The 21,121-nt window shown below is 72.3% G+C and carries 21 protein-coding genes; 10 read left to right on the forward strand and 11 right to left on the reverse strand.

Going from position 1 to position 21,121, the window contains the following annotated elements; translation table 11 throughout:
* Positions 1-3 precede the first annotated feature (3 nt).
* The gene (locus ACH34R_RS30900; RefSeq protein WP_397565047.1) at positions 4-489 is read left to right on the forward strand and encodes a DUF3291 domain-containing protein; all 486 of its coding nucleotides are present in this window, start codon (positions 4-6) and stop codon (positions 487-489) included.
* Here the strand turns inward: ACH34R_RS30900 and ACH34R_RS30905 are convergent.
* Positions 420-1,511: a DUF3866 family protein gene (locus tag ACH34R_RS30905; protein WP_397565049.1), complete on the reverse strand. Its 1,092-nt coding sequence runs from the start codon at positions 1,509-1,511 to the stop codon at positions 420-422. The two genes, ACH34R_RS30900 and ACH34R_RS30905, sit on opposite strands and share 70 nt — an antisense overlap.
* Positions 1,512-1,601: 90 nt before the next feature.
* Between ACH34R_RS30905 and ACH34R_RS30910 the strand changes: the two genes are divergently transcribed.
* The 6 genes from ACH34R_RS30910 to ACH34R_RS30935 all read left to right on the forward strand — a co-directional run bounded on the left by ACH34R_RS30910 (position 1,602) and on the right by ACH34R_RS30935 (position 7,886).
* A complete protein-coding gene (locus ACH34R_RS30910; RefSeq protein ID WP_397565050.1) occupies positions 1,602-2,552 on the forward strand; it encodes a helix-turn-helix transcriptional regulator in 951 nt (316 codons plus the stop codon).
* The gene (locus ACH34R_RS30915; protein ID WP_397565052.1) at positions 2,549-3,529 is read left to right on the forward strand and encodes a helix-turn-helix transcriptional regulator; all 981 of its coding nucleotides are present in this window, start codon (positions 2,549-2,551) and stop codon (positions 3,527-3,529) included. Before ACH34R_RS30910 ends, ACH34R_RS30915 begins: the two co-directional genes overlap by 4 nt.
* Positions 3,526-3,711, forward strand: coding sequence for a hypothetical protein (locus ACH34R_RS30920; RefSeq protein WP_397565053.1), 186 nt, complete (start codon positions 3,526-3,528; stop codon positions 3,709-3,711). The genes ACH34R_RS30915 and ACH34R_RS30920 overlap by 4 nt, the downstream gene beginning before the upstream one ends.
* A gap of 70 nt (positions 3,712-3,781) precedes the next feature.
* Positions 3,782-4,096 (forward strand): Sec-independent protein translocase subunit TatA, encoded by a 315-nt coding sequence (gene tatA, locus ACH34R_RS30925; protein ID WP_397565054.1) that lies wholly within the window; start codon positions 3,782-3,784, stop codon positions 4,094-4,096.
* A 61-nt stretch (positions 4,097-4,157) separates the two neighbouring features.
* Positions 4,158-5,024, forward strand: coding sequence for a twin-arginine translocase subunit TatC (gene tatC, locus ACH34R_RS30930; RefSeq protein ID WP_397565055.1), 867 nt, complete (start codon positions 4,158-4,160; stop codon positions 5,022-5,024).
* Positions 5,025-5,138: 114 nt separating this feature from the next.
* Positions 5,139-7,886 carry a DEAD/DEAH box helicase gene (locus tag ACH34R_RS30935; RefSeq protein WP_397565056.1) on the forward strand — a complete coding sequence of 916 codons (2,748 nt, stop codon included), beginning with the start codon at positions 5,139-5,141 and terminating at the stop codon, positions 7,884-7,886.
* A 21-nt stretch (positions 7,887-7,907) separates the two neighbouring features.
* Here the strand turns inward: ACH34R_RS30935 and ACH34R_RS30940 are convergent, their stop codons facing one another.
* Positions 7,908-8,822, reverse strand: a complete 915-nt coding sequence (locus ACH34R_RS30940; protein ID WP_397565058.1) for a 5'-3' exonuclease H3TH domain-containing protein — start codon at positions 8,820-8,822, stop codon at positions 7,908-7,910.
* 33 nt (positions 8,823-8,855) lie between these two features.
* Here ACH34R_RS30940 and ACH34R_RS30945 point away from each other — a divergent pair, with 33 nt between their 5' ends.
* Positions 8,856-9,965: a M24 family metallopeptidase gene (locus ACH34R_RS30945; protein ID WP_397565059.1), complete on the forward strand. Its 1,110-nt coding sequence runs from the start codon at positions 8,856-8,858 to the stop codon at positions 9,963-9,965.
* Position 9,966: 1 nt separating this feature from the next.
* The gene (locus tag ACH34R_RS30950; RefSeq protein ID WP_397565060.1) at positions 9,967-11,112 is read left to right on the forward strand and encodes an acyl-CoA dehydrogenase family protein; all 1,146 of its coding nucleotides are present in this window, start codon (positions 9,967-9,969) and stop codon (positions 11,110-11,112) included.
* Between the two features lie 13 nt (positions 11,113-11,125).
* Here the strand turns inward: ACH34R_RS30950 and ACH34R_RS30955 are convergent, their stop codons facing one another.
* Positions 11,126-11,656, reverse strand: a complete 531-nt coding sequence (locus ACH34R_RS30955) for an NUDIX hydrolase (RefSeq protein ID WP_397565061.1) — start codon at positions 11,654-11,656, stop codon at positions 11,126-11,128.
* 38 nt (positions 11,657-11,694) lie between these two features.
* A complete protein-coding gene (locus tag ACH34R_RS30960) occupies positions 11,695-12,453 on the reverse strand; it encodes a tRNA(His) guanylyltransferase Thg1 family protein (RefSeq protein WP_397565062.1) in 759 nt (252 codons plus the stop codon).
* A 94-nt stretch (positions 12,454-12,547) separates the two neighbouring features.
* On the opposite strand from ACH34R_RS30960, the gene ACH34R_RS30965 reads away from it, so the two are divergent.
* Complete coding sequence (locus ACH34R_RS30965; RefSeq protein WP_397565064.1) at positions 12,548-13,018, forward strand: Lrp/AsnC family transcriptional regulator; 471 nt, start codon at positions 12,548-12,550, stop codon at positions 13,016-13,018.
* A gap of 26 nt (positions 13,019-13,044) precedes the next feature.
* Here the strand turns inward: ACH34R_RS30965 and ACH34R_RS30970 are convergent, their stop codons facing one another.
* The 7 genes from ACH34R_RS30970 to ACH34R_RS31000 all read right to left on the reverse strand — a co-directional run bounded on the left by ACH34R_RS30970 (position 13,045) and on the right by ACH34R_RS31000 (position 21,094).
* Positions 13,045-14,514, reverse strand: a complete 1,470-nt coding sequence (locus ACH34R_RS30970; RefSeq protein WP_397565065.1) for a PucR family transcriptional regulator ligand-binding domain-containing protein — start codon at positions 14,512-14,514, stop codon at positions 13,045-13,047.
* Positions 14,515-14,635: 121 nt separating this feature from the next.
* The gene (locus tag ACH34R_RS30975; RefSeq protein ID WP_397565066.1) at positions 14,636-15,970 is read right to left on the reverse strand and encodes a M14 family zinc carboxypeptidase; all 1,335 of its coding nucleotides are present in this window, start codon (positions 15,968-15,970) and stop codon (positions 14,636-14,638) included.
* 114 nt (positions 15,971-16,084) lie between these two features.
* Positions 16,085-16,765, reverse strand: a complete 681-nt coding sequence (locus tag ACH34R_RS30980) for a permease prefix domain 1-containing protein (RefSeq protein WP_397565067.1) — start codon at positions 16,763-16,765, stop codon at positions 16,085-16,087.
* A 132-nt stretch (positions 16,766-16,897) separates the two neighbouring features.
* A complete protein-coding gene (locus ACH34R_RS30985; RefSeq protein ID WP_397565069.1) occupies positions 16,898-17,929 on the reverse strand; it encodes a carbohydrate ABC transporter permease in 1,032 nt (343 codons plus the stop codon).
* Positions 17,930-17,935: 6 nt separating this feature from the next.
* Entirely contained in the window at positions 17,936-18,868 is a 933-nt protein-coding gene (locus ACH34R_RS30990) for a carbohydrate ABC transporter permease (protein ID WP_397565071.1), read from the reverse strand.
* A gap of 45 nt (positions 18,869-18,913) precedes the next feature.
* Positions 18,914-20,296 carry an ABC transporter substrate-binding protein gene (locus ACH34R_RS30995; protein ID WP_397565072.1) on the reverse strand — a complete coding sequence of 461 codons (1,383 nt, stop codon included), beginning with the start codon at positions 20,294-20,296 and terminating at the stop codon, positions 18,914-18,916.
* A 9-nt stretch (positions 20,297-20,305) separates the two neighbouring features.
* Entirely contained in the window at positions 20,306-21,094 is a 789-nt protein-coding gene (locus tag ACH34R_RS31000) for a GntR family transcriptional regulator (protein WP_397565073.1), read from the reverse strand.
* Between the last annotated feature and the right edge of the window lie 27 nt (positions 21,095-21,121).

Here is a 21,121-nt window from a genome sequence, read left to right on the forward strand (position 1 = left end):
CGCATGCACCTCGCCGAGCTCAACATCGCGCACATGCGAGCGCCCAAGGAGTCGGCCCTGATGGCCGAGTTCGTCTCCGCGCTAGCGCCGATCAACGCCCTCGCCGACGAGGCGCCGGGCTTCGTGTGGCGGCTGAAGGGCGGTGAGGAGCCCGACGCCACGGTGATCCACGACGACCACCTGCTGATCAACTTCTCCGTCTGGGAGAGCCGCGACGCGCTGTGGAACTACGTCTACCGCAGCGCGCACCTGCCGGTGATGCAGCGGCGCAGGGAGTGGTTCCACCGCATGGCCACGCCGTACCTGGTCATGTGGTGGATCGAGGAGGGCGTCATCCCGACCCTGGAGGAGGGCCTGGCGAGGCTGGAACGCCTGCGCGCCGAGGGTCCGGGGCCGCAGGCGTTCACCTTCAGGGACTTCTACGAGCCCCCCTCCGCCGCCGTGAGCGTCGCGGCCAACCGCCCGGCGGCGGCCGAGGTCAGGAAGTAGGCCAGGTCCTCGTCCAGGCCGCGGCCCATGGTCGAGAGCCTGACCGGGGAGGCCGCCAGGGCCTCGCGCAGGCCGTCCACCGGCACGCCGACCAGTTCGTGCCGTTCGCCGAGCGCCGCGGCCTGCGCGCTCACCCGCGCCCCGAACGCGCCGGGCAGCTCGGGCACCGCGACCGCGGCCCGGGCCAGCGCGACCCGCCCGTAGGCGGTCAGCGAGTGGTGGGAGACCCCGACGTGGCGCTCCCGCGCGTCGCCCTCGCTGACCCGCAGGGCCGCCACCGGCCGCCCGGACAGCACCGCCGCCGCGTTGACCGCCTCGCCCGCCGACACCCCGGAAAAGCCCCAGCGAGTGCCCGTGCCGAGGTTGCCGGGGCCCTGCGTCACGATCGCCACGTCCGCGCCGAGCACGTGCCGGGCGGCCAGCAGGCCGGTGTGGGTGGTCACCGTCTCCACATCGCCGCCGAACGCCTGCCCGACCGTCACCACGCCGGCCAGCCAGCCCGCCTCGCGCAGCCGGGCGCACGACATGGAGAACCACGCGGGCAGCGCGCCGCCGTCGAGCATCACGTACGCGACCTTGAGCGCGGGCCGCCCGCCGTACCGGTCGTACAGGCCGCACAGGATCGGCGCGAGCGCCGAGTGCAGGTCGGCCACGACCACCGGCATCCCCTCCACCGAGTCGGCCTCGCGCAGCACCTCGTGGTGCGGGGAGTCCTGCTCGTCGGCGCCGAGCACGGTGGCCTGCATCGGGGTGTACCTGGCCTTGACCAGGTGACCGGGCCCCTCTGGATCGGGGGGCAGCCGGTCGGGCACGGCCACCACCATGGCGTAGCCGCCGGTGCCCAGGCCCATCGCCAGGGCCGTCGTGTTGAGCAGGACCGTATCGCCGGGTTGCGGACGCCCGACCAGCGCCGGATAAGCAAGCGCGCGCACCTGTTGTCCAGATAGGCTCACCTGGAGTTCGACGGCGCCGTCCCACTCCCGCCGGATTTCCACCACTTCGCCCTTACGCCATCTGATCACGCCGGAAGGGTAGTGGAAGGCGGCGCCCGCTGACGCGCGCCGACGGCCCCCGGGACGCGGTAGCGTCTCCTGGGAGGAAGGAGGGGACCGATGTCGCGGCGCAAGACCGAGCGCCTGCTCAACCTCGTGATCTGCCTGCTGGCGACTCGCCGTCCGCTGCCCGCGGACCAGATCCGCCAGGTCGTGCCCGGCTACGACCGCGACGGCGACGAGGCGTTCCAGCGCATGTTCGAGCGTGACAAGAACGAGCTGCGCGAGATCGGCATACCCATCGAGGTCCACAAGGACCCGTGGGACGACGAGCCGGGCTATCGCATCGTGCGGCAGGCGTACGAGCTGCCGGAGATCACGCTCGCGCCCGACGAGGCCGCCGTGCTCGGCCTGGCGGCGCAGGTGTGGCGGCGGGCCAGCCTGGCCGAGGCCGCGGGCGGGGCCCTGCTGAAGCTCCGCGCCGCCGGGGTGGAGACCCAGGAGAGCGGGATGGACGCGCTGGAGCTGCGCGTGGACACCCGCGACCCGTCCTTCCCCGCGTTGTGGGAGGCCGTGCGCGACCGCCGCGCCGTCCGCTTCGACTACCGCACGGCCGGCAGCGGCGAGGCCCGCACCCGCACGGTCGAGCCCTGGGGCGTGGTCAGCCGCCGCGGGCGCTGGTACATCGTCGGGCACGACCGCGACCGCGACGGCCACCGGGTCTTCCGGCTGAGCCGGATCACCGGCCCGGTCACCCCGTTCGGCCGCCCCGGCGCGGTCCGCGTGCCTGCCGGGGTCGATCTGCGCGAGCTGGTCGGCTACCGCGATGACCAGGCGATGCCCGAGCGCACCGCGCTGCTGCGGCTGCGTCCCGGCACCTGCCAGGGCGTGCGCCACATCGCCAGGGAGGTGCGCCCGGCCGGCGACGGCTGGGACGAGGCCGACGTGGTGTTCGCCGACCCCGAGCGGCTGGCCGGCTGGCTGGCGAGCCTCGGTCCCGACGTCGAGGTCGTGGACCCGCCCGACGCCCGCGACGCCGTCATCCGCCGTCTGAAAGGGGCCATGGCGTGAGCGCGTCGGCCGATCGTCTCCCGCGCCTGCTCGCGCTGGTGCCGTACCTGATGTCGCACCCCGGCGCCCAGGTCGCCGAGGTCGCCAAGATCTTCGCGGTGAGCGAGAAGCAACTCATCGACGACCTGCAGCTCGTGTGGATGTGCGGGCTGCCCGGGCACACGCCGGGCGACCTCATCGACGTGTCCTGGGACGGCGGCGAGATCCTGATCGACAACGCCGAGACCATCGCCAGGCCGCTGCGGCTGGCCGTGGACGAGGCCAGCGCGCTGCTGGTGGCGCTGCGGATGCTGCTGGAGTTCCCCGAGTTCGCCGAGATGGGCGACCGTGAGGCGCTGGCCCGGGTGATCGCCAAGCTGGAGCGGGCGGCGGGCGAGGCCGCGGCGGCCGTCAGCAGCCAGGTCGCCGTGGAGGTCGACGTGGAGGCCGCGCCCGACGCGCTGGCCGCAGTGCAGGAGGGGCTGCGCGCCCGGCGGCGGCTGTCGCTGCGCTACTACGTGCCAGGCCGCGACGAGGTCACCTGGCGCGAGGTCGATCCCATGCGGCTGGTGTTCGCCGACGGGCGGCCCTACCTGGAGGGCTGGTGCTACCGGGCCGAGGCGGTCCGGCTGTTCCGGCTGGATCGCATGCAGGAGGTCCGGGTGCTCGACGTGGCCGCCGAGCCGCCCGCGGGGGCGGAGTCGCGCGACGTCGCGCAGGGCGTCTTCCGGCCCTCGCCGACCGACGAGCTGGTGGAGCTGGAGGTCACGCCCGACGGCCGCTGGGTGGCCGAGTACTACCCGTGCGAGGAGGTCACGGAGCTGGGGGAGGGCCGCCTGCGGGTGGCCCTGCGGGCCCGCGACCAGGGGTGGCTGGTGCGCCTGGCGCTGCGGCTCGGCGACACCGGGCGGGTGGTCTCACCGCCCGCGCTGGCCGCCGCGGTACACGAGCGGGCGGGCGCCGCGCTGGCCCTGTACGAACGCGAGGCGGTCCGATGACCTGGGTCTTCGCCGGGGTGGGGGTGGCCTTCGCGGGGGTCGCCGTGATCGCCGTGCTGGCGGTGCGGGTGCTGGCCGCGGCCAAGGAACTGCACCGCGAGTTGGACCGCACCAGGGCCCAGCTAACCCCCAAACAGGACATACTTCGACAAAAGATCGACGCTTTGCGGCACCCGGAATGATGTGGCCGCGCCCACGGCAGCGTACGATCGATGTCAGTGAAAGAACGCCGCTCGGTGTAAAGGATGTGTCATGCCCAACCTGGGACCTACTGAGCTGATCATCATCGCGGTCATCTTGGTGTTGCTGTTCGGTGCCAAGAAGCTTCCTGACGCCGCCCGGTCGATCGGCCGCTCCATGCGCATCTTCAAGTCGGAGACCGCGAAGCTGCGCGAGGATGACGAGACCACCGTGGAGAAGGTCGACTCCCCGGCGCAGCAGCAGCCCGCACAGCCGCAACCGCAGCAGATCCACCAGGGCGTCGTGCTGACCCCTGAGGAGCAGGCCAAGATCCTCGCCGAGCGCGAGCGGGCCCAGGCCGGCGCTCTCAAGGACAAGCTGAGCTGACGGTCCCGGCACCAGGCCGGCTCCGCCCTCGCCTACTTCTCCCCGAGACCAGGACACCCGTATGGCTCTGCTGAAATGGCCCAAGCCCGGCGCCGGCGGGCGTGACCCCGAGGGGCGCATGCCCCTGATGGACCACCTGCGCGAGCTGCGTAACCGGCTCGTCGTCGCGGTCCTCGCGGTCATCGTGGGCACCGTGGTGGGGTTCCTCATCTTCGACCCGGTATGGAACTTCCTGAAGGCGCCGTTCTGTGACACGGCCGCCGCACAGCAGTTGCGGCCGGGGGAGTGCAGCCTGGCGGTCGGTGGCATCTTCCAGTCCTTCTTCCTCACCCTGCACGTCTCGGCCATGGTGGGGCTCGTGCTGGCCTCCCCGGTGTGGCTGTACCAGATCTGGGCGTTCGTCACCCCGGGCCTGTACCGCAACGAGCGCCGCTACACGTTCGGCTTCCTGGGCCTGGCCATCCCGCTGTTCCTGGCCGGCGCGGCGCTGGCCTACATCGTCCAGGACACCGCGCTCGGGCTGTTGCTGGGCTTCGCCCCCGACGACACCGTGCCGCTCATCCAGATCGACGAATACCTCAGCTACACCATGATCATGCTGTTGGTGTTCGGCATCTCCTTCGAGCTGCCGCTGCTGATGGTGTTCCTCAACATCATCGGCGTGCTCCCGCACCAGACGGTGAAGAAGCACCGGCGCATGGTCATCTTCCTGATGTTCGTGTTCGGGGCCGTGGCCACGCCCGGCGGCGAGCCGCTGACCATGATGGCGCTGGCGGCGCCCATGGTCCTCCTGTTCATGCTGGCCGAGCTGTTCATGTACCTGCGCGAGAAGCGGCGGCCGGCGGGTGAGGACTATTCGGGTCTCGACGATGACGAGGCATCACCGCTGGACCTCGACGGCTCGGACGACCAGGAGCCGGCGCGCTAGCAGACGTCCGGAGTGGCCTGGTTCCTGCCGCTTTGAGATCTACTTTGTAAAGGGGTCGGCCGGTTCCGCACCGGACGGACCGACCGGAATCCCGGTATCGGTAGGCTGAACAGCATGACGACGCCAGCGGAGCGGTATGCGGCCTTCCGGGAGAGCATCGCCGACGAAGGCCCCGCGATGAGGTCGTTCCGCGAGTTGTACGACTTCGAGCTGGACGAGTTCCAGATCGACGCGTGCCACGCCCTGGAGGCCGGCGACGGCGTGCTGGTGGCCGCGCCGACCGGCTCGGGCAAGACGGTGGTCGGCGAGTTCGCCGTTCACCTGGGGCTTGAGCAGGGGCGCAAGTGCTTCTACACCACCCCGATCAAGGCGCTGTCCAACCAGAAGTACAACGATCTGGTAAAGCGCTACGGCACCAAGAAGGTCGGCCTGCTGACCGGCGACAACAGCGTCAACGGCGAGGCCCCCATCGTGGTGATGACCACCGAGGTGCTGCGCAACATGCTCTACGCCGGGTCGGCGACGTTGGCCGGGCTGGGCTTCGTGGTGATGGACGAGGTCCACTACCTGGCCGACCGGTTCCGCGGGGCGGTGTGGGAAGAGGTCATCATCCACCTGCCGGAGTCGGTGCGCGTGGTGGCGCTGTCGGCCACGGTGAGCAACGCCGAGGAGTTCGGCGAGTGGCTGGGCGAGGTCCGCGGCGACACCACGGTGATCGTCGATGAGCACCGCCCGGTGCCGCTGTGGCAGCACATGCTGGCCGGCAACCGGCTGCACGACCTGTTCGTCTCCGAGGAGGAGGGCGAGCGGCCCAGGGTCAATCCGGAGCTGCTGCGCATGGCCCGCGAGGAGGGACGGCTCGGCGGCCCGCCGCGGGGCAGGCGCGGGTACGGCAGGCCGCGCGGGCTCCGCGCGCCGAGCCGGGCCGACGTGGTGGAACGCCTCGACGCCGAAGGGCTGCTGCCCGCGATCACCTTCATCTTCTCGCGGGCCGGTTGCGACGCCGCCGTCATGCAGTGCCTGTATTCCGGGCTGCGGCTGACCACCGAGCGGGAGCGGCACGAGATCCGCCAGATCGTGGACGAGCGCACCGCGCATCTGCCCGACGAAGACCTCGCGGTGCTCGGTTTCCTGGAGTGGCGCGAGTGCCTGGAGCGGGGCCTGGCCGCCCACCACGCGGGCATGCTGCCGACCTTCAAGGAGGTCGTGGAGGAGCTGTTCACCGAGGGCCTGGTCAAGGCGGTGTTCGCCACCGAGACGCTGGCCCTGGGCATCAACATGCCGGCCCGTTCGGTCGTCATCGAAAAACTCGACAAGTGGAACGGCGAGACCCACGCCGACCTCACCCCCGGCGAGTACACCCAGTTGACCGGGCGGGCCGGGCGGCGGGGCATCGACGTGGAGGGGCACGCGGTGGTGATCTGGCAGCCGGGCAGCGACCCGGTGTCGGTCGCCGGGCTGGCCAGCACCCGCACCTACCCGCTGCGCTCCAGCTTCCGCCCCTCCTACAACATGGCGGTCAACCTGGTCGGGCAGGTCGGCCGGGCGCGGGCGCGCACCCTGCTCGAAGCGTCGTTCGCCCAGTTCCAGGCCGACCGGGCGGTGGTCGGGCTGGCCAGGCAGCTCCGCCGTACCGACGAGGCCCTGGCCGGCTACCAGGACGCGATGACCTGCCACCTGGGCGACTTCAGCGAGTACGCGGCGCTGCGCAGGCGGCTGTCGGACCGCGAATCCGACCTCGCCCGCCAGCGCACCGCGACCCGCCGCGCGCAGGCGGTCAGGTCGCTGGAGGCACTGCGGCCGGGCGATGTGATCCGGGTGCCCGCCGGGCGCCGGGCGGGTCTGGCGGTGGTGCTGGACCCCGGGCTCAGCCCGCGCGGCACGGCCGGGCGCGGCGAGGGCCCCTCGCCGCTGGTGCTGACCATCTCCAAGCAGGTCAAGCGGCTGTCGGCGGCCGACTTCCCGGTGCCGGTGGAGCCGGTCGAACGCCTGCGCATCCCAAAGAACTTCAACTCCCGGGCCCCGAGAGACCGTGCCGACCTGGTGGCCACCATGCACGCCAAGCTGGGCGACCGCGACCTCGGCAAGCCGCCGAGGGCGAGAGACCACGCGGTGGAGGACGAAGAGGTCACCGAGCTGCGGCGGCTGATCAGGCAGCACCCCTGCCACGGCTGCGAGGAGCGCGAGGACCACGCCCGCTGGGCCGAGCGCTACTACAAGCAGTTGCGCGAGAGCGAGGGGCTGCGACGCCGGGTGGAGAGCAGGTCCCACGTCATCGCCCGCACCTTCGACCGGGTGTGCGGGGTGCTGGACCAGCTCGGCTACCTCGACGGGGAGACGGTGACGGTGCAGGGCAGGCGGCTGGCCGCGCTCTACACCGAGCTGGACCTGCTCACCGCCGAGTGCCTGCGCTCGGGGCTGTGGGACTCCCTGGACCCGGCCGAGCTGGCGGCGTGCGTGTCGGCGCTGGTCTTCGAGTCCCGCCAGTCGGACGACGCGCGCCGGCCCAAGATCCCGGCGGGGGAGGCCACCGATACGCTGGCGGCCATGGTACGGCTGTGGGGCGACCTTGAGGCCATCGAGGAGACCCACGGGTTGTCGTTCACCCGCGAGCCCGACTTCGGGTTCGCCTGGGCGGCCTTCCGCTGGGCTCGCGGGCACAGCCTCGATGCCGTCCTGACCGACGGCGCGGGCGGCGCGGAGCTGGCGGCGGGCGACTTCGTGCGCTGGATGAAGCAGCTCCTGGACCTGCTCGGCCAGATCGGCGACGCGGCGGCGCCGCACAGCCCGGTCAAGAAGAACGCGTCCAAGGCCATGGACGCCATCCGCCGAGGCGTCGTCGCCTACACCTCCGTCACCTGACCCCGCCGCGCGGGCCGCGGGTCAGGCGGAGGTCTTGGCCAGGGCGTCGAGGAGGCGGTTGAGAGGGCCGTCCAGGCCATGGCGGTCGGCGAGGGCGACCAGGGCGCGCTTGTCGCGGGGCTCGGCGGGCAGGGCCAGGTCGACGTCGGGCAGCGGCGCGTCGTGCGCGACCTTGACGACGGCGGGGGCGACCCGCAGGTAGTCGCGGGCGGCCGACAGCTTGGTGCGGGCCCCGGCGGGGAAGCCCTCGGTCTGCCCGGAGTCGAGGGCCGCGAGCATCGTGGGCAGGTCGCCGAAGCGGGTGATCAGCGCGGCGGCGCTCTTGTCGCCCACCCCGGGCACGCCGGGCAGGCCGTCGCTCGGGTCGCCGCGCAGGGTGGCGAAGTCGGCGTAGGACCGGCCGGGGATGCCGTACTTGGCGCTCACCGCGGCCTCGTCCACGACCTGGAGGTTGCGGATGCCGCGGGCGGTGTACAGGACGCGGATCTGCCGGGCGTCGTCCACGAGCTGGAACAGGTCGCGGTCGCCGGTGACGATGTCGACGGGGCCCTTGGCGCGGGCCGTGCAGGTGCCGATGATGTCGTCGGCCTCGTAGCCGGCCACTCCGATCCGGGCGATGCCGAGGGCGTCGAGGGTCTCCTCGATGATCGGGACCTGCGGCGCCAGCGCGTCCGGCACGTCTTCCTGGTCGCCCTCGGCGACCCGGTGGGCCTTGTACGACGGCACCGCCGCCACCCGGAACGCCGGCCGCCAGTCGGCGTCCATGCACGCCACCAGCTCGGCGGGGGAGCCGGAGCGGACCAGGGTGGCGATCATGTCGATCAGGCCGCGGACGGCGTTGACCGGCCTGCCGTCCGGAGAGGTGATCGACTCGGGCACGCCGTAGAACGCGCGGAAGTAGAGCGAGGCGGTGTCGAGCAGCATCAGTCCGGGCATGACCCTCATCCTCGCACGGCCTACATTGGACCCGTGACCTCTGATCTGTACCCCGTGTCCCGGCTCGCCGCCGCGCAGGAGGCGACCCGGCGGGCGGGCATCGACGCGCTGCTGCTGACCCCTGGGCCCGACCTTCGCTACATCACCGGTTACGAGGCACTGCCGCTGGAACGGCTGACGTGCCTGGTGGTCCCGGCCGCCGGTGACGCCTTCTTGATGGTGCCCCGGCTGGAACTGCCCGCCGCCGAGCACTCTGCGGCGTCCCGGCTCGGCGTGGAGTTCGTGGCCTGGGAGGAGACCGACGATCCCTTCGCGCAGGTGGCCGAGCGGCTGGGCGGCGGGGTGGCCAGGGTCGGCCTGGCCGACCGGATGTGGGCGATGACCTCGCTGCGCTTCCGTGACGCGCTGCCGGGGGCCGAGCAGGTGCTGGCCTCCTCGGTGCTGCGCGAGATGCGGATGCGCAAGAGCCCGGCCGAGGTGGCGGCGCTGCGCGCGGCGGGCGCGGCCATCGACGCGGTACACGCCCAGGTGCCCGGGTTCCTGCGCCCCGGCCGCACCGAGCGCGAGGTGGGGCGGGACATCGCCGACGCGATCATCGCCGCCGGGCACGCCACGGTCGACTTCGTCATCGTGGCCTCGGGGCCCAACGGCGCGAGCCCGCACCACGAGCTGTCCGACCGGGTCATCCAGGCGGGTGAGCCGGTGGTGGTCGACATCGGCGGCCAGATGCCGAGCGGATACTGCTCCGACTCCACCCGCGTCTACTGCGTGGGCGAGCCGCCCGCCGAGTTCGCCGCCTACTACGAGGTGCTGCGCCAGGCCCAGGAGGCGGCCTGCGCGGCGGTACGCCCGGGCGTGACGTGCGAGGCGATCGACGCCGCGGCCCGCCGGGTGATCGAGGACGCCGGTTACGGCGAGCTGTTCATCCACCGCACCGGTCACGGCATCGGCCTGGAGACCCACGAGGACCCCTACATCGTGGCGGGCAACGCCGAGCCGCTGGCCCCGGGGTTCGCGTTCTCGGTCGAGCCGGGGATCTACCGGTCCGGCGCGCACGGCGCGCGGATCGAGGACATCGTGGTGTGCGGCGAGGACGGCGGCGAGCGCGTCAACCTCCGCCCCCGCGAACTGGTGGTGGTGTGAGATGCCGGTAGAGCGGGTGCTGCCCTCCTCCGAGGGCCACGACCTGATCGAGCTGACCAGGGAGATCGCCGCCAAGGAGGTCGCCCCGCGGGCCGCCGCCGAGGAGTCGGCGGGGCGTTTCCCGCGCGAGGTGCTCCGCACGCTCGGCGCCTCGGGGCTGCTCGGCCTGCCCTACCCCGAGGAGTACGGCGGCGCGGCCCAGCCGCAGGAGGTCTACCTCCAGGTGGTCGAGGAGCTGGCGGCGGCGTGGCTGGCGGTGGGGCTCGGGGTGTCGGTGCACACGCTGTCGTGCTTCCCGGTGGCCTTCTACGGCGACGCCGGGCAGCGCGAGCGGCTGCTGCCCGGCATGCTCGGCGGTGACCTGCTGGGCGCGTACTGCCTGTCGGAGCCGCAGTCCGGCTCGGACGCGGCGGCGCTGACCACCCGGGCGGTACGCGACTCGGGCGGCTTCGTGGTCAACGGCGTCAAGGCGTGGACCACCCACGGCGGCGTGGCCGACTTCTACACCGTCATGACCCGCACGTCCGACGACGGCGCGCGGGGCATCTCCTGCCTGCACGTGCCGGCCGGGACCGGCGGGCTGTCGTTCGGCGCGCCGGAGCGGAAGATGGGCATGCGGTCCTCCCCGACCGCGCAGGTCCGCTTCGATGACGTCCGGGTGCCCGCGGACGCGCTGGTGGGGGCCGAGGGCGAGGGCTTCAAGATCGCCATGGCGGCGCTGGACGGCGGGCGGCTGGGCATCGCCGCGTGCGCGGTCGGCGTGGCCCAGGCGGCCTATGACGCGGCGCTGGCCTATGCCAAGGAGCGGCGGCAGTTCGGGTCGCGGATCGCCGACTTCCAGGGGGTCGGGTTCATGCTGGCCGACATGGCCACCACGATCGCCGCCGCGCGGGCACTGTACCTGGACGCGGCCCGGCTGCGCGACGCGGGCCGGCCGTACGGCACGCGCGCGGCCATGGCCAAGCTGTTCGCCACCGACGCGTGCATGCGGGTCACCACCGACGCGGTGCAGATCTTCGGCGGCTACGGCTATGTCGAGGACTTCCCGGTCGAGCGGTACATGCGCGAGGCGAAGGTGCTGCAGATCGTGGAGGGCACCAACCAGATCCAGCGGCTGGTGATCTCCCGGGCGCTGGCCAGGGACTGATCCCGGGCGCGCGTCAGGTCCCGGGCGGCGGGGCCGCCGCTTCGGCGTCGCGCCGCCAGGGCAGCTCGACGGGCGCGGCGGGCAGGTCGCCGGCGAGCAGCCCGGGCAGCAGGCCGGTGAGCCGCAGCGGCAGGATCAGCTCGTCGGTGGCCAGCAGCTCGGGCAGCGTCCACCAGTGGTGGGCGGATATCAGCTCGCGTTCCAGGTCTTCCTGGGCGCTGGTGTCCAGCGTGTGCTCCTCGACCCGCAGGAAGAAGAACGAGTCGCTGGCCTGGACCGGCACGCCCTCGAACTCGGTGGGGCCCGAGGTGCGGGCGACCACCGGGCCGAGCCGCGCGGCCGGTACGCGCAGCCCGGTCTCCTCCCACAGCTCGCGGGCCGCGGCGTCGGGCAGCGTCTCCCCGGCGTCGACCCCGCCGCCGGGGGTGCCCCAGAAGTGCGGGCGTCCCCAGTGTGCGGAGGCGCGGAAACGGAACATCAGCAGCCGGTCGCGGGCGTCCACGAGCAGGACGCGGGCGGTGGTGCGGACCAGGGGAGGGCTCATCCCCCCGATGCTAGGGGAATCCGCGGGCCGGGGGCGGGTCAGGGACCGTCGCCGAGGACGAGGCGTTCGGCCAGGCGCCGGTACTCCTCCTTCACCGGCAGGTCGCGGGAGATGCGGACGCGCCGCCGGGTGGTGGTGACGTCGGCGCCGCGGATCGGGTCGTGGCCGACGCGCTCGTAGGTCTCCCACCACAGGCCGACGCCGTGGCGCTGCCAGGCGGGCAGCTCGTCGAAGTCGACGCCGTGCCGGGACAGCAGCTCGTTCTTCTCGGCCACGCCGGCGCGGTCCAGCCTGCGGGCGGCCTGGGCCTGGGTACGGCCGGCCTTGCGCAGCGTCCAATAGCACCAGCCGTTGAGCGCGCACCGCCCCGCGTCGGCCTGCCGCCACGACAGGTAGTCCACGACGTCTTCGACGGTGGCGCCGATCCACACCCGGCTGTCGAACTGCACGGGCTCGCCCGCCGCGTGGGTGAAGGCCGCGGTGGCCACGGCAGCCGAGATGGACACCAGCTTTTCCAGCTCGCGGCCGAACAGGCCGAACCCGGGCGGCAGCACCACGGAGATCTCGTCGCTCTCGGTGTAGGCGTAGCGCCCGGTGAACTCCTCCAGCAGGCTGCGCGCGGCGGTGGTCATCAGCTCGGAGAAGCGGGCGTCGAAGGGCTTGTCGAAGTTGCCTTCGGTGTAGCGGGAGAAGCTCCGGCCGTCCACCCTGATGATCGCCCAGGCCCCCGGGGGAACGGTAAGCGAGTGGAACCACTCCCGGGCCCGCATCCTGGCTTCCAGCTCGTTGCTGTTCACATGTCGCCTTCCTTCGGCCTTCTCCTGCCATCATGGCGGATGAGCGGGCGCGCGCTGTGGTACGCCGGGCGGCCGGGCCGCTACCTTGGTGCAGGTGGAGGAGATCGATCGCAGGATCGTCACGTTGCTGGCCGTGGACGGCCGCATGAGCTTCACCGATCTGGCCAAGGTGACCGGGCTTTCGGTCTCGGCCGTGCACCAGCGGGTGCGCCGCCTGGAGAAGCGGGGGGTGATCCGGGGGTACGCGGCGTTGGTGGACCACGACGCGGTGGGGCTGACGCTGACCGCCTTCATCTCCATCAAGCCGATCGATCCGGCCGCGCCGGACGACGCGCCGGAGCGGCTGGCCCACCTGACCGCGATCGAGGCGTGTCACAGTGTGGCGGGTGAGGAGAGCTACATCCTGAAGGTGCGCGTCCGGGGCCCGCTGGAGCTGGAGGAGCTGTTGCAGCAGATCCGGGCGGCGGCCAACGTCTCCACACGGACCACGGTGGTGCTGAGCACGCCGTACGAGCACCGAGTCCCGGCGCTGGCGGCCGAACAGGAGCCGGTGGGCGACGACTGACGTTGCGGGCGGCCCGGCCCGGGGTCTCAGGCGAGGCCGCGTTCGCGCAGCCGCAGCCAGGTGGCGCTGGCTACGTCGGGGTCGTCCAGGTCCGCGCCGAGCACGCGGGTGGCGGTGGCGATGCGGTGGCGCAGCGTGTTGCGGTGTACCGCGAGCTCGCGTGCCGCGGCCTCCCACTGGCCGCGGTGGCGCAGGTAGGCGACCACCGCGCCGACCAGGTCGCTGCGGGTGTAGGCGAGCAGCGGCTCCAGCGCGGGGGCCGTGCCCGGGCCGCTCTCCCGCGCCAGGTCGCGTACCGTCCCGGTGCCGGTGCGGGCGAGCGCGGCGCGCAGCCCGGGCAGGTGCCCGGCCAGGTCCCGTACGGCCAGTTCGGACGACACCACCGCGCGCCCGCCGGACCCCGCCCCGGCCACGAATTCCGTCACGCACGCCTGGACGACGGGCACGTCTCCGTCCGGGACCAGCGTCCACACCTCGTCCGGCCCGACGGCGGCCAGGACGTGCCGCCGGTCGCGGGGCAGCGCCGTCTCCACGGCGTCGAGGAGTTCGGGGCCCGCCGCGCCCGATCCGGCCACCGCGGCGACCCGGAGCCGGGTGGGCGGGGCCGGTAATCCGAGGTCGGCGGCGAGGTCGCGGGCCGCGGCCGGGTGGCCGAGCAGCAGCAGCCGGGCCACCGCGTCGCGGGTGGCCCTGGAGCCCGCCATGCCACGCCGCCGGTGCTCGCTTTGCAGGGCGAGCAGCGAGCAGGCGGCGAGCACGAGCTGGCGGTCGCGGGCGCGCATCGGCGGCGGGCAGCCGATGGCCACGAACCCGGTCAGCCGTCCCTGCCTGCCGAGCGGCTGCACCACCACGTGGTCGCCGTCGATCGGCAGCGTCGCGGAGGCGTGCGGGCCGGCCGCGCGCAGCCGGCCGAGTTCGCCGGCGATGAGCCGGGCGGTGGGCCGCCGGTCGCGCGGCCAGACCTCCACGAGCCGCCCCTGCGGGGTGAGCTGCGCGGCCCAGCCCGCCACCGCGTGCGCCAGGGATCTGACCACCGCGGGCACCGGGTTGGGCCCGGCGGCGGCGCGGACCAGGTCGCGGTGCGCGCCGAGCGCGGCGTTCAGCTCCTCCTGGCCGGCCTCGGCGAGCAGCCCCCAGTAGGTCCGGGCGATCAGCAGGAACGGTGTGCGGTCGGGCACGACAAGCAGCGGCAGCCCGGCCCGGGCGCACGCGTCGGCGAGGGCGGGCGGCACCCGCCGGTGTACCGGGCCGAGCCCGAGGCCGACCGCGGCCACGCCCCTTTCCACCAGCCTGGCGGCGTAAAGCCGCGCCTGGGCCGGGTCGCCGGTGAGCGCCGCCCCGGTGGTGAGCAGCAGTTCGCCGCCCTCCAGGTACGGGGTGGGGTCGGTCAGCTCGCTGACGTGGACGCCGGTGAGGGGGCGGTCCGGCGGCTGGGCGTCGCCCTCGGGGCGCAGTGCGCGCCCGAGGGCGCGGCTGAGTTCGGCAAGGGTCGGCATCACGCCTCCAGCGCGCCGGATCTTGGATATATCCTCCAAAGTATCGCAAACCTTGTAAGGAGTGTCCGAAATGCGGCTGTGCCGGTCACTCTAGCGCCCCGCCGCCGCGGACCGCGCCTGTTCAGGCGTGCGCGGCCCCGGCCAGGATCGCGCCGTACTGGATGGCGACCAGGTGCCTGATCGGGATGGTCCGGTCGGAGCCGACGGATTCGGCCTCCTCGCACCACTTGGCGTAGGCGGCGGCCAGTTCCCGGCTCCTGGCCCGGATCTCGGGGGTGCGGTTGCCCACGGCCAGCTCGCCCTCCAGTGTCCGCAGCAGCATCCCGCCGAAGCGCAGCCGCATGCTGTTGAGGTTGTCCCGGCAGGAGGCGACCTCGGCGACGGTCGCGGGCCGGCCGTTCTCCGGGGCGCCGGCGCGGTTCTCCTCGGTGACCGCCATCCGTTCCAGCATCGGGATGAACGACCGGCTGGCCCGCAGGAACGGCGAGTCGGTGACCAGGTCGGCGGTGACCGCGGACAGGGTCTCGTCGAGCAGGCTGTAGGCGTCGCGCATCAGCACCGCCTGGTCGGCGATCAGGTCGCGGTAGCGGGTGCCGGTGGGTGTGGTGTCATCGGCGGTGTCGTCGGTCCAGTAGGGAAGTTCGGCGGTCAGGCCCAGCGTGCCGTACTTGCGGATGTAGGAGTCGCTGGCGGCGCCGGCGATGTGCTCGGTCGGGTCCTGTCCGAGCGATTCGAAGTAGTCGTAGGCGTCGACCATGCTGGGGGACAGGAAGACGGCCTGCTCCAGGCGGCGCACCGACGGGTGCTCGGGCTCGCCCGCGTGCAGTGGCACGCCGTACCGGGCGGGCAGCGCCTTCAGCACGGCGTGCAGTTCCGGCTCCGCCCGGTTGAGGTAGTAGAAGACCCCGCCCGCCTCGCCGTTGTGCAGGGTGGTGAAGAAGTCCGGCCGGGTGTCGTCGATCAGCCGCATCAGGGCCAGCGTCTCGGGCAGCACCCGGTCGAAGTAGGCGCGTTTGTAGGCGAACGGGAAGGTCCACTCGACCTGCTCGTGGCCGGGCGGCCGGTAGAAGTGCCGGCCATAGTGGGTCTTGGTGAACGGACCGGCGAACCACCCCTCGTTGAGCCTGGTGCCGTCCGGGTCCAGGCAGCCCACGATGTGCCAGGTGTACCCGGTCGAGCGGCGCAGCCCGGCGTCCGTGCACAGCCGGGTGGCCAGGTGCGTCACGCTCAGGCCGCCGATCGGCTCGTTGGGGTGCGGCCCCGCCGCGACGATGGCCTGGCGCGGCGCGTCGCCCACGGTCAGGCAGAGCAGCGGGTCGCCCAGGCGGGAGGTGCCGATCCGGCGCAGCGAGGCCGTGTCCGGATGGTGGCGGGCGAGTCCCGCCAGGCTTTGGTGCACCTCGTCGACGGTGGCGAAACGGTCATACTCGGGTACGGTGTCCAGTTCGTCTACCACACCTCATGATGCGCGCCCAGACCGGGGTAAATCATCGTCGGAGTTCCCAACGTGAGGAACGGGTCATTGTAGTAACCATCCAGACAACGGGCGCTTTTCACCGCATTGTGAGGGTCAGGTGAGCAGCGCCCGCCGGCTGCTCTGCAGGCAGCGGCAGGCGCCGTAGAGCTGAAGCGCCATGAACAGCGCGCTCACCCAGGACAGCCCGACGCCGGGCGGGTAGTCCTCGAACCCCTGCGGGCCGTTCGCGCCGAACATCAGCGCGGCGCACAGCACGATCATGACGGGCAGCAGCGCCCACACCGTGACCCCGAGTGCCCTGGCGATCCGCTCCGGCCTGCGGATCCGCCGTAGCCCGCGGCCCAGCGCGAGCACCGCCACGCCGCCCAGCAGGCCGGTCAGCAGTTGCAGGATGTCCACGGCGCGCGCGGTCGGCACGAACCATTCGGGCCGGTTGACCAGGTCGACCTGCCGGGTGGGGAAGATCTGCCAGATCACCGTCCACATCAGCGCGCTCAGCGGCACCGTGAGGAACAGCACCAGGCCCAGCCTGCGCCCCGCGCCCGCGGCCAGCTCCCGCTGGTAGTCCGGGGCGATCTCGCCGACCGGCCCGAACTCCTCGACCGCGGCCCGCTCCGCCTCCGCCCGCGCCAGCCCGGCCCGCTCCAGCGCGTCGGCCGCGTCGAACAGGCTGTCGCGGGCCTCGGTGACCAGGTCGCGCTTGCGCCGGTGCGGCCCGGTGAGCGCACGGCCGAGGGAGGTCACGTACTCCTCGATGACGGTCCCTCGTGCCATGCTCTCCTCGCTCGGTGCGCTCGATGTGTGCGGGTGCCTACGGCGGTGCCGCGACCAGGTTATGTCCCCCCATGAGGGACGGAATCGGGGAATCCCCTGATGTATCCCGGACCCGGCGCGAGCGGCCCCCGGTCACTTGTCCACCCCGGTGCTCATGACCCCGCGCATGAACGCGCGCTGGAAGCAGGCGAACAGCAGCACCGGCACGGCGATCGTCATCATGGTCCCCGCCTGGATATAGGCGGGGTTGTGGGTGTAGAGCCCGTTGAAGGCGGCCAGCCCCACCTGTAGCGGCTGCAGGTCGGGCCGCCCCGACAGATAGACCAGCGGGGTGAAGTAGTCGTTCCAGGTGTAGACGAAGTTGAACAACGTGACCGCGCTGATCGCGGGCCACGCCTGCGGCACGATCACCGACAGCAACGTGCGCAGCGGCCCCGCCCCGTCGATCGCGGCCGCCTCGTCCATCTCGCGCGGGATGGTCATGAAGTACTGCCGCAAGAGGAACACGCTGTAGGCGTTGGCGAAGAACGCCGGAACGAGCAGCGGCAGCCAGGTCCCCACCCAGCCGATCCGCGCGAAGACCGTGTAGGTCGGGATCAGCGTGACCGTGGCCGGCAGGAAGATCGTGGCGATCAGCAGGGTGAACAGCGGCCCGCGCCCGGGGAAGCGGAAGCGGGCGAAGCCGTAGCCGACCAGCGTGCAGGAAAGGACGGTGCCGAGCGTGCCGATCAGCGCGATCGCGGCCGTGTTGAACAGCAGCCGGGGGAAGTCGATCAGGTTCCACACGTCCGCGTAGTTCGACCACTGCGGCGCGAGGGTCCAGCTCGGCCGCAGGGCCCGCCACGAGCCCTGCCAGGTGATGACGCCGTCCTGCGGGCGGTCCGGGTCGACGAACCCGCTTTCCGTGCGGCCCTTTTCGACCAGGGCCAGCTCGCGGACCTCGCCGCCGACGGGCACCAGGTACACGTCGTACCGCCGCCCCTGGTAGGCGAAGGTGCGCGGATCGGACGGCAGCAGCGGCGCGTACGCCTGGCTGATCTGCCGCTCGCTCTTCAGCGAGGTCAGCGCCATCTGCGCCAGCGGGGACAGGAACACCGCCACGACCCCGAACATGATGATCGTCAAGATCGCGACCCGGACGCGCCGCGCGGCGTGCGGTGTCATCGCGGATCACCTCTCGCTCGTGTAGTGGACCCACCGCCTGGACAGGCGGAACAGCAGGAGGGTCACGGCCAGGGTGATGACGAACAGCAGCCAGGCCAGTGTCGAGCCGTAGGACATCTCCTGGAAGGTGAAGAACGTCTGGTACAGGTAGAGGTTGAAGAAACGCGTCGCGCCGCCGGGGTCGCCGTTGCCGTCGAACAGCACGAGCGGGACCAGGAAGTACTGCATCACCTCCACCACGGCCAGGATGATCGTGTAGAAGAGCACCGGCGACATCATCGGGATCGTCACGTGGCGCAGCCTGCGCCACCAGCCCGCCCCGTCGATCAGGGCCGCGTCGTAGAGCTGGGCGGGGATGGCGCGCAGCCCGGCGAGGTTGACGATGAGGCCCGCGCCGAGCCCCCAAAGGCCGATCAGGACCAGGCCGGGGGTCACCCAGGCCGGGTCGTTCAGCCAGCTCGGCGGGTGGGCGACGCCGAACAGGCGCAGGGCGGAGTTGATCCAGCCGTCGGCGGCCAGCATGTTCTGCCAGATCAGCGCACCGGCCACGAACGGCACGACGTACGGCATGAACAGCAGCACCCGCAGCAGCCCGCCGCCGCGCACGCTGCGGCTGTTGACCGCCAGGGCCAGCAGGAACGGCAGGGCGACCACCACCGGCAGCCACAGCAGCGCGAACCGGGCGGTCACCCCCAGCGCGGCCCACGCCTGGTCGTCGCCGAGCAGCCGCCGGTAGTTGTCCAGGCCGACGAACCTGAGCGGTTCCGCCTCGGCCAGTGAGATGTTGAGGAAGGTGAACACGAACGTGGCCGCCATCGGGAGCGCGGTGAACGCGATGAACCCGATGATCCACGGAAGGATGAACAGGAACCCGTGCCTGGCCTCCCGGCGGGCCGCCCGGGACATCGGGACCCGCCGGGGCATGCGAACGGCGGTCATCGGACGCCTTTCACGAGGGGGGTGAGAGGAGGGCCGCGGGCGCGGTCAGCGGTCCCAGATCTTCTGGATCTCCGCGCGCAACCGGGTCAGCTCGGCGTCCATGTCCAGCCCGTCCTTGGTCATCCAGCGGCTTCGGTAGGTGCCGAGAACGGCGAGCGTCTGGTTGTACTTCGGGGTGTGCGCCTCGGAGTGCGGGGTGTCGGCGAACCGCACGCTGTCCTTGACGACCTGCCAGTCGACGGTGTTGGTGAACTGGGCGCCCAGCTTGGTGAAGAAGGCGTCCTGGTCGGCGGTGCGCGCCGGCATCGCCCCGTACGCCTCCAGCAGCTTGTTCGACGCCGGGCCCACCAGGTGGCTCAGGAACTCGAACGCCTTGTCCGGATGCTTGCTGCCGGCCAGGATGCGGAAGGTGTCGGCGCTGGTGGGGGAGGTGGTCCTGCCGTCGTGGGAGGGCATCGCGGCGACGTCCCAGTCGGGGCCCGCGCCCGCGACGCCGTAGGTGGACCACAGGAAGTTCACGCTCATCGCGACGTGCCCGGAGAAGAAGGCCGCGCCGTCGCCGTTGAACCGGTCGGTCTCGAAGACCGGCCCGGTCATGATGAACCGGTCCTTCCACATGCCGTCGTAGAAGAAGCGCCAGGCGTCGGCCCACGGCTCGGGGATCTTCACGGTCTTGCCGTCGCCCGCGTCCAGCGAGGCGGGGCCGAAGGCCGAGCCCTGGTAGCGCAGGTCGTCGCGGGCGGGCTCGAAGCCGTACTGCACGATGTTCCCGGCGTCGAACCCCTGCTGGGTGGCGTCCTTGCCGTTCTTGTCCACGGTGAGGCGCAGCGCCAGCTCCCGCAGCGTCTCGTAGTTCCATTCGGCCTCGCGCCCGTCCGGCCAGCGGTACTTCTCGCCGTACTTGTGCGGCGGCTCGGCCAGGCCCGCCTCCTCGAACAGGTCGGCCTTGTAGTACAGGGTCGAGGGGTAGATCGCGAACGGCAGGCCCTCCTGCACCGAGCCGATCCGGTACAGGTCGGCCGCGCCCTCGGAGTACGGGCGCAGGTCGAAGCCACGGGCCTTGATGAACGGGCCGAGGTCCAGCCACTGGCCATGGAAGGCGGCGGCCCCGCCGACGCCGACCGGGCCGACGATGTCGGGGCCCTTGCCGGAGGCGATCTGGGTGGCGAGCGTGTCCCGGGCGGAGTTGTAGGGGACGACGTCCAGTTTCACCTTGATGTCGCGGTGGCGGGCGTTGAACTCATCGACGACCGCCTGCTGCGCCTTGACCTGGTCGGCCTGCTCGCCGGTGCCCAGGCAGCAGTACCAGCGCAACTGCACCGGCGCGGCGTCGCCGCCCGCGCCGGTGCCTGCCGTGCAGGCGGCGAGGACCACGACGGACACGATCGCGGTCAGGGCGGCCAGTAAGCGGGGGAGGGTCCCGTTCATGCGTCTCCTTCAGGGGGTGCCGGCCGCCCCGGCGCCGGGCCGGGGCGGGCGAAGGATCCTTCCTTCGAAGGACAGGCGGGCCCGGTCTCCCCGCATGTAACTGCGGGTGAACTCGATCGGCTCGTGGTCCGGCTCTGGGCCGTACGCGATCCCCTCCACGAGCAGGGCCGGGCGGTCTGAGGGCTGGTCGAGCAGGTACGCCTCGTGCGCCCGCAGCAGCACCGGCTCGATGGCCTCGCGGACGCGCGCGATGACCACCCCGTACTGCTCGATCAGCAGGTCGTACAGGGAGTTGCGCTCCAGGTCGTGGTCGAGCAGGCCCTCGAAGCGGGCGGCCCGCAGGTGGACCTGCTCCAAGATCAGCGGCTCGCCGCTGGCGATGCGCAGCCGTTCCAGATAGATGGCGGGCGCGCCGGGCGGCAGCGCGAGCGCGGCGGCCACCGCCTCCCCGGACGGCTCGATCCGGGAGGCGACCACCCTGGTCTCGGGGTGCCTGCCGTGCATGCGCATGAGGTCGGCGAAGCTCCCGCCGTACCCCATCTCGACCTCAAGGCGCGGGCGGGGCCGCAGGACGAACGTGCCGCGCCCCCGGATGCGCTCCAGGCGGCCCTCACGGCTCAGCTCGTCCAGCGCCCGCCGAACGGGGATGAGGCTGCATCCGTAGCGGCGGGCCAGTTCGCGCTCGGGGGGCAGCCGGTCGCCGAGCCGCCATTCCCCTTCGTCCAGCGCGGCGCTCAGCGACAGATACACCTGGTGGTGCAGGGGGGTCGGACCAGATTCCAGCCGGTAGCGGGCCATCTGGTGTCCCGTCCTTCCTGCTCAGGA

Origin of the sequence: Spongiactinospora sp. 9N601, assembly GCF_044326295.1 — a bacterium.
Classification (GTDB): Bacteria; Actinomycetota; Actinomycetes; order Streptosporangiales; family Streptosporangiaceae; genus Spongiactinospora; species Spongiactinospora gelatinilytica.